This is a genomic window from Streptococcus mitis (assembly GCF_946190335.1).
Classification (GTDB): Bacteria; Bacillota; Bacilli; order Lactobacillales; family Streptococcaceae; genus Streptococcus; species Streptococcus mitis_CH.
The window spans coordinates 109498-126258 of record NZ_CAMHZN010000002.1 but is presented as its reverse complement, the minus strand read 5'-3'; the positions used below and the strand labels follow the sequence as shown (position 1 = coordinate 126258).

Below are 16761 nucleotides of genomic sequence, written 5' to 3'. Positions count from 1 at the left end.
CTCTTCGCAAATCTCTTCAAACCACGTCAGCGTCGCCTTACCGTACTCAAGTACAGCCTGCGGCTAGCTTCCTAGTTTGCTCTTTGATTTTCATTGAGTATAAGTTCATTTTCATACGAGCTGGACTAGAGCCTATTCTAAGGCACTAGCTCCTGCTACGATTTCTGTAATTTCTTGTGTAATCGCCGCCTGTCTGGCACGGTTATACTGAATTGTCAAATCATTAATGACTTTCTTAGCATTATCTGTCGCTGTTTGCATGGCTGTCATACCAGCAGCATTTTCAGCTGTCTTGGCATCGATAATAGCCCCGTAAATCATACTTTCTGCAAACTGAGGCAACAACTGCTCCAAAATTTCTTCTCGGCTGGTTTCCAATTCAAAAGTTAAGCTGTAGTCTTCATCCGCTTCATTTGGATCCAAGTCAACAATCGGAAGCATTTGTTCCACACGCATTTGACTAGTTAGCGTATTGACATGGTGGTTGTAGCAAACATAGAGCTCATCAAAAAGTTCATTTTGGTACATTTCAACTGTTTTTGAAATAATCTTACGAACTTCATCAAAGCTAGGCTGATCCGCCAAGCCACGTAATTCATAAAGTGGTTGAATACCGCGAGCCTTAAAGAAATCAGCTCCCATTCCACCAATACAGATCATTTCAAAACCTTTACCGTCTGGATGGTATTCTTCTTTCAACTCCATAACGGCTTTCAGAATAGAAGAATTATAACCTCCAACCAAACCGCGGTCTGAAGTGATGACGATATAGCCTGTCTTCTTCACAGGACGGCTAATCAACATCGGATTGGTTGAACCACCAGCTCCATTACCATGGAGGATATCTGTCAAGAGTTTGCGGACTTTCTGAGCGTAAACTTGGAAGTTGCGAGCAGCTTCTTCAGAGCGACCAAGCTTAGCAGCTGATACCATTTGCATAGCATTAGTGATTTGACTCGTATTTTTTGTTGAGGCGATTTTTGTTTTAATATCATTTAGAGATACTGCCATCTGACACCTCTATTCTTATTGGAAGCTGGTTTGATTGAGAAACTCTGTAATCGCAGCATCCAAGACTGCTTCTTCTGGCAAGTCTTTTGTATCACGAATGGTTTCCAAAATCTCTGGATGTTGAGCATCAAAGAAGGCATGGAACTCTTCCTCGAAACGAACAATATCATCTACTGGAACAGTATCCAAGAAACCGTGTGTCAAAGCATAGAGAATGGTTACTTGTTTCTCAACAGGCAATGGTTTGTGAACAGGTTGTTTCAAGACTTCAACTGTACGACGTCCACGGTTCAACTTAGCCTGTGTTGCTGCGTCCAAGTCAGAACCAAACTTAGTGAAGGCTTCCAACTCACGGTATGAAGCAAGGTCGATACGAAGTGTACCAGCAACCTTTTTCATTGCTTTGATTTGTGCAGAACCACCTACACGAGATACAGATGAACCCGCATCGATAGCTGGACGAATACCTGCATTGAAAAGACCATCACCAAGGAAGATTTGTCCATCAGTGATAGAAATCACGTTGGTTGCGATATAGGCAGAGATATCTCCTGCTTGTGTCTCGATAAATGGTAGGGCTGTAATTGATCCACCACCAAGTTCATCAGAAACTTTAGCTGAGCGCTCAAGCAAACGGCTGTGAAGGTAGAAAACATCCCCTGGGAAAGCTTCACGACCTGGAGGACGACGAAGCAAGAGAGACAGTTCACGATAAGCTACCGCTTGTTTTGATAAATCATCATAAACGATCAAAACATGCTTACCTTGGTACATAAATTCTTCCGCCATGGCAACCCCAGCATAAGGAGCTAGGAAGAGCAATGGAGATGGTTGTGAAGCAGAGGCTGTCACAACGATTGTGTAGTCCAAGGCACCGTACTGACGTAGTGTTTCTACTTGTGTACGAACTGTTGATTCTTTTTGTCCAATCGCAACATAGATACAGATCATATCTTGACCTTTTTGGTTCAAGATTGTATCAATCGCAATGGTTGTTTTCCCTGTCTGACGGTCACCGATAATCAACTCACGTTGACCACGACCAATCGGTACAAGGGCGTCAATAGCTTTCAAACCAGTTTGCAATGGTTCTGATACAGACTTACGTTGCATAACACCAGGAGCTGGTGCTTCTACTGGACGAGTTTTATCAGTATGGATTTCTCCAAGACCGTCAACCGGACGACCAAGCGGATCCACAACACGACCAATCAGGCTTTCACCTACTGGGACTTCCATGATTTTACCTGTACGGCGGATTGTATCGCCTTCACGGATATCTGTAAAGTCACCCAAGATGATAATACCGACGTCTGTTGACTCCAAGTTTTGAGCCATACCATAAGAGCCGTTTTCAAAAATCAACAACTCTCCACTCATGGCATTTTCAAGGCCGTGAGCACGCGCGATACCGTCCCCGATATAGGTTACAACACCTGTTTCAGTCACATCAAAATTGGGTTTGAAATTTTCAATTTGTTGCTTAATTAAAGCGCTGATTTCTTGTGCGTTAATTGCCAAAAGAACACCACTTTCTATTTCAAATTTTCTTTAACAACTTTAAGTTGTTGTTTAATACTCACATCAATTGTCTTGTGATTGGCAAAAATGACAAAACCACCAATAAGACTTTCATCGATTTGTTCTTTTACACTCCTTACTTTAAGAGACATTTTTTTCTCAATCAAAGGGAGCAAGCGACTCTTCTGTTCATCAGTTAGAGGATGAGCAGAAGTAATCGTCACTTCAAATCGATTTGTTTCTTTTTCAAGTCGGTTCAAGCAATCTACAAGTACATCATAAAAAAGACTTGCTCTGTGGTTGTATGCCAGAACCTGGATAAAGTTTTGCAATAAAGGTGACACTGAGTCTTGGAAGAAAGCAATCGTTTTTTCCTTGTCAGACTCGTCTACTGCCACTTTTTTTAAAAAAGAAGGTAAACCTGTTTCTTCAGCAACTTGCTTGATTTGAGTCAAGTCTAAAAAGATACGGTCTTCTTCTCCTTTTTCAAGTACCAATTGGACAAAAGGTATGCTGTATTTTTCAATTACCTTTACTGTTTTCTTGTCCATTAAGCTTCTCCTAGCTGATCGATATACTGATCAATGAGTTCTTTATGGGCATGACCGTCAAGGTTTTGTGAGATGATTTTACCAGCTAAGCTGATTGTTAAATCTGCTACCTCACCCTTAACGCTTTGTAAAGCTTCAGCTTTGTTTTGAGCAATTTCTTGGTTTGCTTTTTCTTTTAAGCGTCCTGCTTCTAGTTTAGCATCTGCTAAAATACTAGCCTTACTTTTCTCAGCTGTTTCTTTCGCATTCTCAATGATTGTCTTAGCTTCTTTACGGCTACCAGCCAATTCATCTTCGCGTTTTTGAGCCAATACTTCCGCTTTTTTACGTGCTTCTTCAGCTCTGTCAATATCTGAAGCAATTTTTTCAGCTCTTTCTTCGAAAATGCTTGTAATATTAGACCATGCAAATTTTTTAATCAAGACTAGCAAAAGGATAAAAGAGCCAGCGATTAAAATAAAATTACCAATTAATTCACCTACTGTTACGTGCATCAGTTACTCCTTTCTACTCTTCATCATTAATTTTATTTCCTAGGTACATAGAGGATAATAGTGTAAAGACATAGGCCTGTACACAAGAAATGAACACGGAAAATGCAGTCCAAACTAAGTTTGTTCCAAATGCGATTGGATACCAAAAAATAGCCTGATGTGAAAGTAAGAGAAGCAAACTTGTCATTACTTCACCTGCAAAGATATTCCCAAAAATCCGCAAAGCAAGAGAAAGGAAATTCGTGACTTCTTCAAGTAGATTCATCGGTGTCATAAATGCAGGAGTTACAAAACCTTTTAGGTATTGTTTAATCCCACGACGACGAATCCCCTCAATATGCGCCATCACAATAATACAGAAAGACAAGACAAGGTCAAATGAAAGATTTGCAGTTGGCGATGTCCAAAGGTTTGTTCCATCTGTTGTTTGAAGTTTAGCCATCAAACCAAGATTATTGGCGATGACCATAAAAAGAAATAAGCATAAGTAAAAGAGTGAGTAATCTTTCATGTAGTGGGAACCAAGGTTAGGTTCTGTAAATCCATTTACAAAATCATAGAGATACTCTAGTACATTTTGTTTACCTTTGGGTTTCAAAGTCATATTACGACTTGCCCAATAGATAAATGCAAAAATCAGAAACACAGACAGCAAAGTCAAGGCTGTCAAAGTTAAATCAAAGGTAACAGGACCAATATTGATGGTTGGATTGATACTTTCTTCCATCTAACATTCTCCCTTCTCCAATTTATATTTCGTTATTTAATAATAAATGAGAAGACAAGAGTTACGAAGAAAGTTCCTTCAATAAAGGCAACCCCTAAAAACATCAAGCTACGAAACTCAGCGATAATATCTGGTTGGCGAGCAACTGATTTCAACAAACCATTCATCAACATACCCTCACCAAGAGATACACCCATACAGGCAAGACATAGACCAAAAAATGTTAAATTCATGACGAATTCTCCTTTTAATTAAAATTTACTTACTTAGTTTAGTCCTAAAAATTGGATTTGTCAACTTTTTACTAACATTGAAAGCGTTTAATGAAAATTATTTACAATTTTACTATTTTTAAGCATACTATATAGAAAACTTTGTAAAAAACTTGTAATAAATCCGACCATTATCTAGACATTTCTGAAAAATGTTGAAAAAATCCGAGATGAAATCTCGGATGGAAATTAATATATTTTCTTTAACCTAATGCTCTTTTAGTAAGTAGGATTAAAAGGAAATCTTTCGTTTCCTACATGTTTATTAAGCACGAACTGTGACGCTGGTTCCATCTTCCTTATAGAGATTGATGAGTCCTTCTTTTAATGCACGAACCATGTCTCCTGCTTGAACAGGTTGTGGAACCTTGATTGTCAAAAGTTCCATTGGATTTGGAGCACGGTCGATTTTATTGCCTTTGGCATCGTGCAAATCTTCGATATAAGTTTCAAAATGACGGAAACCTGGGCCATAAAACTCAACTTGGTCTCCTTCATTAATCACGTTCCGTTGGCGAATGGTCGCTGTTTGTGTCGCTTCATCATAAGAAACTACTTCAGCAACAAACTTGTACTCAGGAATTTTACGGCGAGCACCAAACAACTGCTCATTTTCAGATGGTGTACCATAGTAAAAACCTGTTGCTAATTCACGTTGGGCAACCTTCCACATCTCGTCCACCAAATCTTGTTTGATAGCTTCAAATTTTTCTGGACTTTCTAGATAAGCATCAACAGCCGCCTTGTAGCAGTTGGTTACTGTTGAAACATAGTGAATAGACTTCATGCGTCCTTCGATTTTTAGACTGTCCACACCATTTTCAATCATATCCGGGATATGGTCAATCATAGACATATCAACGGCTGACATTGAAAATTCTTCAGGAATTTCACCTTTCAAACTCTTGCGTTCTTGACCAAATGGCATATCGTAAAGATCGTACTTCCAACGGCAAGACTGAGAGCATCCACCACGGTTAGCATCACGCATACTCATGTGGTTTGAAAGTGTACAACGACCAGAGTAAGAAATACACATGGCTCCGTGGACAAAGGCTTCAATCTCAACGTCTGTACGTTTGCGGATTTCAGCTAATTCTTCCATCGAAACCTCACGCGCCAAAACGACACGAGTTAAGCCCAGTTCCTTCCAAAACTCAAGGGTTTCATAGTTTGTGGCACTTGCTTGGGTAGAGAGGTGGATTTCAAGACCTGGTGCTTCTGTAGCCGCAATCATAATCAAGGCTGGATCAGACACGATAACTGCCGCAATGCCGATATCACGTAGTTTACGGAACCACTCACCAGCACCAGCTTCATTTCCTTCGTGCATAACCATGTTGGCAGCCACATAAACCTTAGCACCATACTTAGCCGCAAACTGGACACCTTCTTCCATCTGTTCGAAAGTAAAGTTTCCGGCACGGCTACGAAGACCATAGGCCTGACCACCGATAAAGACAGCATCTGCTCCATACTGAACAGCTACTTTTAGCTTCTCTAAAGTCCCTGCAGGTGATAAAACCTCAGGACGTTTTAATGTTTTTGTCATGTTTTCTCCTATTTGCAATATAAAAGTTTGACGTTTTTCCTTCTCATTTTATAGTAAATAAGTGATAAAATCAAGCCTAGACAGATTGTTTTGACAATTCTAATCTTTTAATACTCTTCGAAAATCTCTTCAAACCACATCAGCTTCCATCTGCAACCTCAAAACAGTATTTTGAGAAACCTGCGTCTAGCTTTCTAGTTTGCTCTTTGATTTTCATTGAGTATATGATTTGCATAATGACTGATAAACTGTCGAAAATTAACCCAGTTTTAACAAGTAGCCCAAAAGTCTAGAAAAGTAAAAACCAGTATCCAAAGATACTGGCTAATTACACTACATAAATTAGTCCTTAGATGACTACTCCCACTCTACTGTTGCAGGTGGTTTACTTGTAATGTCGTAGACGATACGGTTAACGTGGTCCACTTCGTTTACGATACGTACAGAAATCTTTTGAAGAACTTCCCAAGGAATCTTTGCAAAGTCAGCTGTCATACCATCGATAGAAGTGATCGCACGGATTGCAATCGTATAGTCATAAGTACGACCGTCACCCATAACACCAACTGAACGAACGCCTGTGTTCACTGTGAAGTATTGCCAGATATCGCGGTCAAGACCTGCTTTGGCAATTTCTTCACGGAGGATAGCGTCTGATTCGCGAACTGTGTCAAGTTTTTCTTCAGTTATTTCACCCATGACACGGATCGCAAGTCCTGGTCCTGGGAATGGTTGGCGCCATACGATATGGTCTGGCATACCAAGCTCTGTACCAAGGGCACGAACTTCATCTTTATAGAGAGTGTTGAGTGGTTCGATCAATTCAAATTGCATGTCTTCTGGAAGACCACCCACGTTGTGGTGTGACTTGATAGTTTGAGCTGTATCTGTACCAGACTCGATAACGTCTGTGTATAAGGTACCTTGAGCAAGGAATTTCACATCTTTGAGCTTACTTGCTTCGTCATCAAAGACATACACAAATTCGTTACCGATGATTTTACGTTTTTGTTCAGGATCAGAAACGCCAGCAAGTTTATCAAGGAAACGTTTAGCAGCGTCTGCTTTGACAATATTCAAACCAAACTTACCACCAAGCATGTCCATAACTTGGTCCGCTTCTCCTTTACGAAGAAGACCGTGATCCACGAAGATACAGATCAATTGATCGCCAATCGCTTTTTGGAGAAGAACTCCAACAACTGAAGAGTCAACACCACCTGATAGACCAAGAAGGACACGTTTATCACCGACGGTTTCACGAATTTTTTGGATCTGCATATCAATGAAGTTATCCATTGACCAGTCGCCTTTAGCCTTACAAATGTTAAGGGCAAAGTTACGAAGGATATCATTTCCGTATACAGAATGACGAACTTCTGGGTGGAATTGGATACCATAAATGTGTTTATCTGGGTTTTCAATGGCTGCGTATGGGCAGTCAGCAGATGTACCTGTACGAACAAAGTCAGCAGGAATTTCAGTAACCGCATCACCATGGCTCATCAAAACAGTCTGCTCGTCTGGTGTTGATTCAAAAAGAGCTGATGGTGCGTGAGTTAGGGTTGATTGACCGTATTCACGATTCCCAGCATCACCTGCAGGAACAACTTTTCCTCCAAGTTTATGGGTCAATAACTGCATACCGTAACAAATTCCCAAAATAGGAATTCCGAGTTCGAAGATTTCTGGGTCAATATCGAATGAACCATCTTCGTATACCGAATTTGGACCACCTGAAAGGATAATTCCTACAGGGTTAATTTCACGAACTTCAGCAGCTGAAATTTTATGGCTCTTTAGTTCTGAAAAAACGCCAATCTCACGGATACGGCGTGAAATCAGCTGGTTATATTGGCTACCATAGTCCAATACGATGATTTTTTCTACATCTTGCAAATCAGTTGAAATGTTGCTCATCTTTTTCCTTTCTCAAAAGAAATATCTTTTTTCAATATTCTATCACAAATAAGGGCGAATTACCAACTAAACAAGGCGAAGTTTGACTTTTTCTAGTTTATTGGGGTACAATAGAGAAAAGATAGAAATGAAGTGAAAAATATGCTACCCGCTTATATGAAAATCCATGATCAGATTAAAAAAGATATTGACGAACATCGTTGGGCTATCGGGGAGAGGCTTCCTAGTGAACGAGATTTAGCAGAGCAGTTTGAGGTCAGTCGCATGACCCTCCGTCAAGCCGTATCTCTATTAGTCGAAGAAGGTGTTCTTGAGCGCAGAGTTGGAAGTGGCACCTTTGTATCCAGTACACGTGTACAAGAAAAGATGCGAGGGACAACCAGTTTTACTGAAATTGTCAAATCACAAGGTAAAGTACCCTCTAGCCAACTCATTTCCTACAGAAAAACCATTCCCAATGAACAGGAAGTTGCCAAGCTAGGAATTTCTCCTACCGAAAATATTATCCGAATGGAACGTGTTCGCTATGCCGACCAAGTTCCTCTGGTTTATGAAGTTGCTTCTATTCCTGAAAAATTCATTAAGGACTTTAAAAAAGAAGAAATCACTAGTCATTTCTTCCAAACCTTGCAAAAACACGGCTACCGTATAGGCAAATCACAGCAGACTATTTATGCTCGTCTCGCTAAGGAAAAAATTGCCCACTATTTGGAAGTTGAAAAAGGACATGCTATTCTTGGGCTGACTCAGGTTTCCTACCTAGAAGATGGTACTGCTTTTGAATATGTAAAAAGTCAATATGTAGGCGAACGTTTTGAATTTTATCTTGAGAATAATTAGATTACTAGGCAAAAACTCTCTGTCACGGACAAAGAGTCTTTTTTATTTCTCTAACAATAAATCTTTCAACGAAATCAAAGTGACTGCAATTAAAATCATTGCCATACCAAGAAAATCAATAGGATAAAATTGTTCATTCATAATTAGGAAGGCAAAGAAAACCGCCGAGATTGGTTCAATTGAAGCCAACAAACTTGACTTAACCGGTCCAATCAAACTGGCTCCCTTTAAGAAGGCTGTATAGGCAAAGACAGTCCCGATAAGAATAATGCCCGCAAAAGCGAGGAGAAAATCAAGACTAGTTGGGATAACAGTCCGTAGAACTCCTGTAAAAGGAAGGGCGACCAAACCTGCTATGACCATTCCCACACCAATGACCAAACTGCTCCCCCACTTCTTAATCAAGGATATGGGCAAAATGATATAAAGTGCGTAAGTCAGAGCAGAAAAGAGACCCCAGAACAGGCCTGCAGGTGTCATGGATAACTGGTCCAATTGCCCATGAGTTGCAATCAGGAAGGTCCCCCCAATGGCTAATATGATTGAAATAATCTCTCCCAGTGTCGGTGCCACCTTATCTTTGATACAGCTATAAATCAAAATCCCGACAGGACAAACATACTGAAGCACCGTCGCCGTTCCTGCATTGGTCTCCTGAATAGCAGTTAGATAGGCGAATTGGTTGAGGAAGAGACCAATTAGAGCAAAAATAAGAAGAGACAGCAAACTCTTTCTATCCTTTAAAAAGGCCAGCATTCTATCCTTTGCAGTAGCATAAGCCAAGACCATGAGAATCCCACCGGCGATTAAAAGTCGTAAGTTAGTTAAAACCAGAGACGAAATTCCATGTGCCATCAGGTATTGGCCACTCGTTCCTGACAAGCCCCAAGCAATCCCAGCCACAACTGTTAATAGAGTCCCTTTTAAACTGTTTGACATGTCTCTCCTTACTCTTCTTTGCGAATCAAGTCCATCACTTGATTGCGGTCTATAATCCATTGAGCCCTCTCATCCTTTTCATAGGTACGATTCGATAGGAAAATGACCGCTTCTTGCTTCTGACGATTCCACATGATAAAGGTACCTGTATAGCCCGTATGGTCTAGCCAATCTCCTTCCAAATTCCATGCTAAAGAACGTTCCTTGTCATCCAAAGTAGAAAAATTTTGACTCAAATCTCTTGCAAAATCATCTGCTAAATAGTGTTCTAAAAAAATTTGTAAATCCTTTACAGTCGAAAACAAACCAGCACTACCAGCATGTCTGCCTAGGAGGCGAGCCTTGGGATCATGTACCAGACCTGCCTCTACACCTCTAACTGTTGGAACAGCAAGTTCAACAGGACCAAACTGGGTTTCCGTCATTCTCCAAGGATTCCACACTTGTTCTTGTAAAATCACATCCAAGTCTTGATTAAAGATTCTTTCCAAGATAAAACCTAACAGCAAAAAATGGACATCCGAATAAAGAAAGGCTGACTGACTTCGTCTGTTGAGATGAAACATCGCGTCCTTTAATTCTGAGGCTGCTAAAAGATCCCTATTGGGAATAAAAGGATCAAGATCTGTAGAGTGGGTTAAGAGCTGGCGAATAGTGATGTCTGGATAATCACTTTCAGGTAAAAAATCGGTTACTGGTCTGTCAATATCTAATTGACCTCTTTCCCACAAGAAGGTGAGAACAGTACCTACCCCAACAACCTTGCTGACACTGGCTAGATCATAAACTAGTCCTGCCTCAGTCTGCAAGCCATGCTCTGGGTCACTCTGGCCTAAATAGAACTCCGTCCATTGATTGTCCTTAAAATACGCAAAAGAGGCTCCGGGATAAATCCCTGCCTCGATTTGTTCTTCTATTTTTTTAATAATCTTGGTCCACTTCATACTTCTTCAAACCACAATTCAACATTATTTCTATCTTTACCAAGGAAGAATTTTTCAGACTTAGGAATAAAATATTCGGTAGACTCAAACTTCTGGCGCAGACTTTCTATATCTAGTTCATTGACCAAGAACTTGAGCATAGATAAGTCCCAAGTAGCCGTATTGTCCACAGTCAAATCTTGACCCTGAGCTGGGATAAAATCAAGTGACACCCCAATTTCAGATACTTCCAAGAAACTTTCGATATCAGTTGGAAAATGTAATTCCATAGAAATCTCAAATTTACTTAAAGAAATTGACTCCAGATCTGTTTGAAACTCAGGTTTTTCTCCTACTTCTACTAGATTTTCTCTGTCATCTTCCGCATGAATCAAAACCAAATCATCTTCTGGAGAGTAAATTTCAAAAGCGTAGCCATTTTGACCTTTATATAATCGATGAATCGAATCTGTTTTAGCTAATAAGGCCTCGATTTCTAAGGGATTTTCCACCTTGACAATCAATCTAGCTAATTTTTTTCTTCCCTCTACCTTACGAGTGCGCATACTTGGAGCTTCTTCTAAAACCAGCTTTTCTAGACCTGTTTGATCACCTAGTGATAGAAAGGCTGATTCTTCTAACAAGGCCTTCATGCCAAGGGTTTCAATATAAAATGTTTCATTTAATTTTCTATTATTAACTTTTAAAGTAGGAATAATCCGTACAATCTGATTTACATTCATAAATTCCTCCAACTCTTTTATTTTAAAGGATTTTAGAATTTTTTACAAGAAATTATGCTCAGATTTACCTTTTTTTCGTAAAATTTCATCTAAAAAACCGAGGATTTCCTCGGTTTCAATTTCTTATAGGTAAAGGAATTTGAAGATAGCTACTGCCGCAATTGCTGCTGCGATTGGTGCTACTACTGGTACCCAAGAATACCACCATTTTGAATCGCCTTTGTGCTCACCAAGAACTGATTTTGGAAGGAAAGCATGAAGGAGACGTGGCCCCAAGTCACGGGCTGGGTTTAAGGCAGGTCCTGTAGGTCCACCAAGTGATGTTACCAAGGCCATAACAAGGAATCCAAGTGCCAAGTGAGCTACTGAAAGTCCTGAAGCAGTATGTGGTGCTACTTGAGCTTTGATTGCTAAATCAGAAAAGTCAACATTTTGACCTGCTTGGCTAGCCATTTGTTTCATGTATTGAAGCACTTCAGAACCAAAGAAGTTTTTAGTCATTCCAAGGGCTGCAAAGAAAAGAACAAATGATCCAACAAACTCATTTACAAAACCATTAACAGTTGCTGCAAAATGTGATTCTTTTGTACCTTGATCCAAACTTGAGATTGTTGAGAAAGTACCCAGGATATTGTTTGGATTTTCAGTTTTCAAGTAGTATGGGCGGTGTGTTGCCACAACCAAGGCTTGACCAAAGATAGCACCCAAAACTTGTGCAAGGATATAAGGCGCTACTTGCGCCCAAGGGAAGAGACCGCTGATTGCAAGTCCAAGAGTGAAGGCTGGGTTGATGTGGTTACCTGATACGTTACCAAACATCAAAGCTGGAATCATAACCCCCATACCGTAACCAACAGCGATAACGAGCCAGCCACTTTGGTGACCTTTCGTACCTTTAAGTTCAACGTTAGCAACTGCACCATTACCAAGAATGATCAAAATAGCAGTTCCCAAAAATTCAGTGGCATATTTAATTGCCCATGTGAAATCCATTTGATAGATTCTCCTTAAAATTTTTTAGACAATCCTTATTCTATCAATTTTTATATCTTTTAGCAACTACTTTTCCGAAAGATTATATAAGAAAGCGATTTTATTTCTTATAAAAAACAAAAGGATTAAGGAGGTGCATTTCCTTAATCCGAGAGTTCTTATTCTTGACGTTGTCCGAAATCTGCAATCATCTGCTCCATTTCTTGTCGACTCGGAGTTGTCAGCATATAAAGGTAATCTCCTTGAAGTTCTGCAAAGGCCGCTGGCATAATTTTTTTAACCTTGAAATGCTGGCTGTATTTAGCAATCAAGTCCTCCTCAGAATAGACATAATGAGCATTTGCACGACGTGATGTAGCCAAACAATACTGAGGTTCAAAGTCTGACGCTGGGAACTCTTCTCCTGCGACAATGGATGCATATCCACGATAGAGGTCCAAGGAATGGGCAAAGTTATAAACATCAATAGTGAAACCACCTGCAGGGCGGTTATTGTACTCAATGGCGATGTAATCATCCCCTTCGCGGAAAAACTCGATATGGAAGAAACGTTCTTTCATACCAAATTCTTTAACAATTGCCTCACCATATTTACGTAATTTGGGATCCATGTCCTTAAGAACATAGTAGGAATTGTCCATCTTGTAAATCATAAGATCAAGCGGTGTATAGGCGTAGTCAAAGGTTGTTGAAAAGACAATTTTTCCGTCCTTATCCACAAGACCATCAAAGGTACAAATTTCGCTAGAAGTGACAAATTTTTCAAAGAAATAAACGGTTGAATGGTCCCACTCTGCCTTGAAGTGATTGATATCGTCTTCTGTCTCAAGCTTAAAGGTGGCCGCTGCTCCCACTCCATTATCAGGTTTTGCAATCATTGGAAGGCCGATTTCTTTCACAGCTTGATCAACATCTTCTTCCGTATGGATAACAGCTCCAGGTACCACGGGGACACCTGCTTTTTTGAAAAGTTTCTTCATTTCAGACTTAAATTTAGTCTTTTTGAGGTCTTCTGGTTTGGCACCAAAAACATTGAATTGTTCTCTGAGTGTTGCGTCCAGTTCTAGCCAGTATTCATTATGGGACTCGATACGGTCAATTGGGCCATGTTTATAAAAGAGAAAAGCAACAGCGCGCTTGACTTCGTCTACATTTTCAAGATTGTCAACACGGAAATACTCAGTCAGGTTATTGCGCAAGGTCTCATCCAATTGCTCGTATGGTTCTTGGCCAATTCCCAAGACTGTGATGCCTTTATTAGCTAGTTCAATGGTAAACTGTTGAAAGTTTTGTGGATAGTAGGGAGAAATAACAAGGTAATTCATAAGTAACTCCTTTTATAAATAGAGATTGCCAAGGAAATAAGGCATTTGTTTGCGCCACCATTCCCAGTCGTGGGCGACATCGTGTCCCCATTCAGCAAACCAGGCTGGAATTTGTTTCTGGTCAAAGGCTTCTTTAAGCTTGTAGAAGGATGGCAAACCGTCTTGTTCCCAGGCTCCAAGACCCGTACACAGCACAATCTCTGCCTGACGATAACGATCAATAAACCAGCCGTCGTTTTGGTTCCAGATATAATCTACTGGCGAGTTTTGGTAAATAGCATCGTCATTGTAGTAATCACCGACAAAGAAACGTGAGTCGTAAACACCACTAAGAGCTATCACCTTGGTAAAGACATCTGGATGCTGAAGGAAGAAATTGAGTGCATGGTAGGCGCCCATGGAGCAACCTGTCGTCATCATACCATCAAACCAACCTGTCTTGTGCTTGATAAAAGGAATAGCCTCCTCAATCACATAACGCTCGTAGGCACGGTGCATCTCTGCTTGGTCATGACCATTTTTCCAAGTGGCCAACCAGCTCTCACTATCTACACTGGATAGGGTAAAGAACTGAACACGGCCTTCCTCGATAAAAGAAGCACAAGCATCAATCATGCCAAAATCATAGTATTCATTGTGACTACCACCTGATGAAGCAAAGACCACAACTGGAATCCCTGCATGTCCATAACGATTAAGGTACATTTCACGGTTAAGATTGCCACTCCAGTGGCTAAGGTTTTCAATATGCATTGGCTTTCTCCTTTTCTAACTTACCATTTCTCTGCAAAAAATCTCAGACAGTCTGGTAAATTCTCCGACCAAGGGATTTCACTATGGATGGCACCAGATTGAACTTTCAAGACAAGATTATCTAAGTGTACCCCACCTGCTATCAAATCATGGTAATACCGAAGAGACGAATCGATATAGGCTTGTTTGATATTACCAGCCATCAGGGTCTTGTCCGTATCATCTGCTTCTTCAGTTCCAACATAGATAAAGATACGCTGGTCAGGCGATAGTTTCTTGCGTTCAATATAGCGATTAAAGGCTACTTGATGGAGCCAGTTAGCAGATGAAAAGACCCCGAGACATCCAATTTGGTCTTGGTATTCCAAACCGATAAACTGGGTAATATTGCCTCCTAGTGAGGAACCAATCATAGCCGTATGCTGGCGGTCAGCTTTGGTACGGTAGGTCTCATCGATAAAAGGTTTGACCACCTCCATAACAAACTCGGCATACTCCACACCCTTACCACCAAACTGCTGCCCTGGGATAGGAGATTCTTGGAACTTCCAAGCCGCATACTCATTCATCCGCCCCATACCATCATTATCAATAGCAACGACAATCATGCGACTGATATCAGGATTGCGCTTAATAGCTGGGATAATCTTCCATGAATGACCAATGAAAGACTCCTTGCTATAAAAAACATTTTGCCCGTCATGAAAGTAAACAACAGGATAGGAACGATTCGTGTCTTTCTCATAATCTTTAGGCAGAAGAACACGCACACGGCGCTCCTTACCTGTATAAGGAACCTTGAGTTTGTGTTCTTTCATTTTTAAATAAAAGTAGGATTGATTCATTGTCAGAAAACTCTCTATATTCAAAATTTTATTTTATTATATCACAATTATAGAAAAAAAGTTAGTTTTTCTTCCGCTTTTGGAATTAAAAACTAACTTTTTCATCTATTTTTCTAAATTCTTCTGGATTTTCTGATTAGAGCAGATTGTCAATCAAGTCATCCACTTCATCTTTTTCAGCCTGCGGTGTAATCTCAGTAATCATGATTCCAGCCACAGCTCTCTCAACTAAACCTTCAACATCCATACGTGCTTCGTACTGCTCCGCATTCTTAATCTTAGGATTGGTCTTAGGACGGTCAGGTGCAAAAATGGTACAACAGTCTTCAAAAGGCTGGATAGAAATATCAAAGGTATCGATTGCCTGTGCAATATCGATGATTTCCAACTTATCCATGGTCACAACTGGACGGATGATAGGAGTGTTGGTAACTGCATTGATAGCCTGCATGCTTTCAAGGGTTTGGCTGGCTACTTGTCCTAGACTTTCCCCATTGATAATAACCAAACCATTTCGTACCTCACGAATACGATCGGTAATCCGCATCATAAAACGACGGGTCAAGGTCATGAGATAGGCTTCTGGCGCTTTAGCCTTGATTTCTTCTTGAATCTCAGTAAAAGGCACTTCGATAAACTGGATATTTCCCCCAAACTTGGTCAATTTACGAGTCAAATCCTGCGCTTTTTTAAGAGCACCAGGACTCGTGTAAGGTGGGCTGGCAAAATGAACCGCCTCGATATCTACCCCACGCTTAAGAGCTAGATAACCTGCAACGGGTGAATCAATACCTCCTGACAACATGAGCATCCCCTTACCAGAAGTACCCACTGGCAAACCACCTGCTCCACGAATGGTTTCATAGGAAAGATAAGCAGCTTCCTCACGAATCTCCACCTGAAGAGTGATATCAGGATTTTTCATCTGAGCTTGCACATTTGGAATGGCTTCAAAAACAGCTCCTCCAAGCGTTTGGTTGAGTTCACGACTGTCGAGTTCAAAGTTGTGGTCACTACGCTTGCTAGAAATCTTAAAGGTCATACCTTCCTTGTAGATGTCCTGCATAATCTCTTGCACAGAAGACTTCAGAACTTCTACAGATTTTTCAATCTTATAAACAGGGGAAAAGTTTTGAATCCCAAATACTTGTTTGAGCGATTCTGCTACTGCTGTGTAATCTGCTCCATTGAGGTAAGCATGGGCACGGTCGCGATCAGCGGTTACTTTTACCTGGGGATAGATAGACAAAACGTCTGAAATATTATTGCGAAGTTTATTAATGAAACGCATACGGTTTTTACCCTTGGTTGACAGCTCACCGTAGCGAATCAACATTTCTGAATATTGCATG

Annotated in this window: 17 protein-coding genes; 1 reads left to right on the top strand and 16 read right to left on the bottom strand. The window is 40.5% G+C overall.

Annotation, left to right across the window (positions count from 1 at the left end):
• Nucleotides 1-132: 132 nt before the first annotated feature.
• The 8 genes from N8O43_RS04240 to guaA all read right to left on the bottom strand — a co-directional run bounded on the left by N8O43_RS04240 (nucleotide 133) and on the right by guaA (nucleotide 8048).
• Nucleotides 133-1011 carry a F0F1 ATP synthase subunit gamma gene (locus N8O43_RS04240; protein ID WP_000301216.1) on the bottom strand — a complete coding sequence of 293 codons (879 nt, stop codon included), beginning with the start codon at nucleotides 1009-1011 and terminating at the stop codon, nucleotides 133-135.
• Between the two features lie 15 nt (nucleotides 1012-1026).
• Nucleotides 1027-2532 carry a F0F1 ATP synthase subunit alpha gene (gene atpA / locus N8O43_RS04235; protein ID WP_000996629.1) on the bottom strand — a complete coding sequence of 502 codons (1506 nt, stop codon included), beginning with the start codon at nucleotides 2530-2532 and terminating at the stop codon, nucleotides 1027-1029.
• A gap of 14 nt (nucleotides 2533-2546) precedes the next feature.
• On the bottom strand, nucleotides 2547-3083 hold the full coding sequence (locus N8O43_RS04230) for a F0F1 ATP synthase subunit delta (protein WP_261022731.1): 537 nt from the start codon (nucleotides 3081-3083) through the stop codon (nucleotides 2547-2549).
• Nucleotides 3083-3577 (bottom strand): F0F1 ATP synthase subunit B, encoded by a 495-nt coding sequence (atpF, locus tag N8O43_RS04225; protein WP_261065281.1) that lies wholly within the window; start codon nucleotides 3575-3577, stop codon nucleotides 3083-3085. Before atpF ends, N8O43_RS04230 begins: the two co-directional genes overlap by 1 nt.
• A 13-nt stretch (nucleotides 3578-3590) precedes the next feature.
• Complete coding sequence (gene atpB, locus N8O43_RS04220) at nucleotides 3591-4304, bottom strand: F0F1 ATP synthase subunit A (protein WP_261022734.1); 714 nt, start codon at nucleotides 4302-4304, stop codon at nucleotides 3591-3593.
• A 32-nt stretch (nucleotides 4305-4336) separates the two neighbouring features.
• Nucleotides 4337-4537: a F0F1 ATP synthase subunit C gene (locus N8O43_RS04215; RefSeq protein WP_001054559.1), complete on the bottom strand. Its 201-nt coding sequence runs from the start codon at nucleotides 4535-4537 to the stop codon at nucleotides 4337-4339.
• A gap of 304 nt (nucleotides 4538-4841) precedes the next feature.
• Nucleotides 4842-6128 carry a peptidase U32 family protein gene (locus tag N8O43_RS04210; RefSeq protein ID WP_084920952.1) on the bottom strand — a complete coding sequence of 429 codons (1287 nt, stop codon included), beginning with the start codon at nucleotides 6126-6128 and terminating at the stop codon, nucleotides 4842-4844.
• Nucleotides 6129-6485: 357 nt separating this feature from the next.
• Nucleotides 6486-8048, bottom strand: coding sequence for a glutamine-hydrolyzing GMP synthase (guaA, locus tag N8O43_RS04205; RefSeq protein WP_261089536.1), 1563 nt, complete (start codon nucleotides 8046-8048; stop codon nucleotides 6486-6488).
• A gap of 141 nt (nucleotides 8049-8189) precedes the next feature.
• Between guaA and N8O43_RS04200 the strand changes: the two genes are divergently transcribed.
• Nucleotides 8190-8888 (top strand): GntR family transcriptional regulator, encoded by a 699-nt coding sequence (locus N8O43_RS04200; protein ID WP_000936193.1) that lies wholly within the window; start codon nucleotides 8190-8192, stop codon nucleotides 8886-8888.
• Nucleotides 8889-8930: 42 nt separating this feature from the next.
• Here the strand turns inward: N8O43_RS04200 and N8O43_RS04195 are convergent, their stop codons facing one another.
• The 8 genes from N8O43_RS04195 to thiI form a co-directional block, all read right to left on the bottom strand.
• Nucleotides 8931-9827: a DMT family transporter gene (locus N8O43_RS04195; RefSeq protein ID WP_261089535.1), complete on the bottom strand. Its 897-nt coding sequence runs from the start codon at nucleotides 9825-9827 to the stop codon at nucleotides 8931-8933.
• Nucleotides 9828-9835: 8 nt separating this feature from the next.
• Complete coding sequence (locus N8O43_RS04190; RefSeq protein ID WP_261089534.1) at nucleotides 9836-10771, bottom strand: serine hydrolase domain-containing protein; 936 nt, start codon at nucleotides 10769-10771, stop codon at nucleotides 9836-9838.
• On the bottom strand, nucleotides 10768-11493 hold the full coding sequence (locus N8O43_RS04185) for a CppA family protein (protein ID WP_261089533.1): 726 nt from the start codon (nucleotides 11491-11493) through the stop codon (nucleotides 10768-10770). The genes N8O43_RS04190 and N8O43_RS04185 overlap by 4 nt, the downstream gene beginning before the upstream one ends.
• A 123-nt stretch (nucleotides 11494-11616) precedes the next feature.
• Nucleotides 11617-12486: an aquaglyceroporin Gla gene (gla, locus tag N8O43_RS04180; protein ID WP_125393927.1), complete on the bottom strand. Its 870-nt coding sequence runs from the start codon at nucleotides 12484-12486 to the stop codon at nucleotides 11617-11619.
• Between the two features lie 158 nt (nucleotides 12487-12644).
• Nucleotides 12645-13811 carry an ATP-grasp domain-containing protein gene (locus tag N8O43_RS04175; protein ID WP_261089532.1) on the bottom strand — a complete coding sequence of 389 codons (1167 nt, stop codon included), beginning with the start codon at nucleotides 13809-13811 and terminating at the stop codon, nucleotides 12645-12647.
• 12 nt (nucleotides 13812-13823) lie between these two features.
• Nucleotides 13824-14564, bottom strand: a complete 741-nt coding sequence (locus N8O43_RS04170; protein WP_261089531.1) for an esterase family protein — start codon at nucleotides 14562-14564, stop codon at nucleotides 13824-13826.
• A 20-nt stretch (nucleotides 14565-14584) separates the two neighbouring features.
• Nucleotides 14585-15409 (bottom strand): alpha/beta hydrolase, encoded by an 825-nt coding sequence (locus N8O43_RS04165; protein ID WP_261089530.1) that lies wholly within the window; start codon nucleotides 15407-15409, stop codon nucleotides 14585-14587.
• A 136-nt stretch (nucleotides 15410-15545) separates the two neighbouring features.
• Nucleotides 15546-16760 (bottom strand): tRNA uracil 4-sulfurtransferase ThiI, encoded by a 1215-nt coding sequence (gene thiI / locus N8O43_RS04160; protein ID WP_261089529.1) that lies wholly within the window; start codon nucleotides 16758-16760, stop codon nucleotides 15546-15548.
• Nucleotide 16761: the final 1 nt, after the last annotated feature.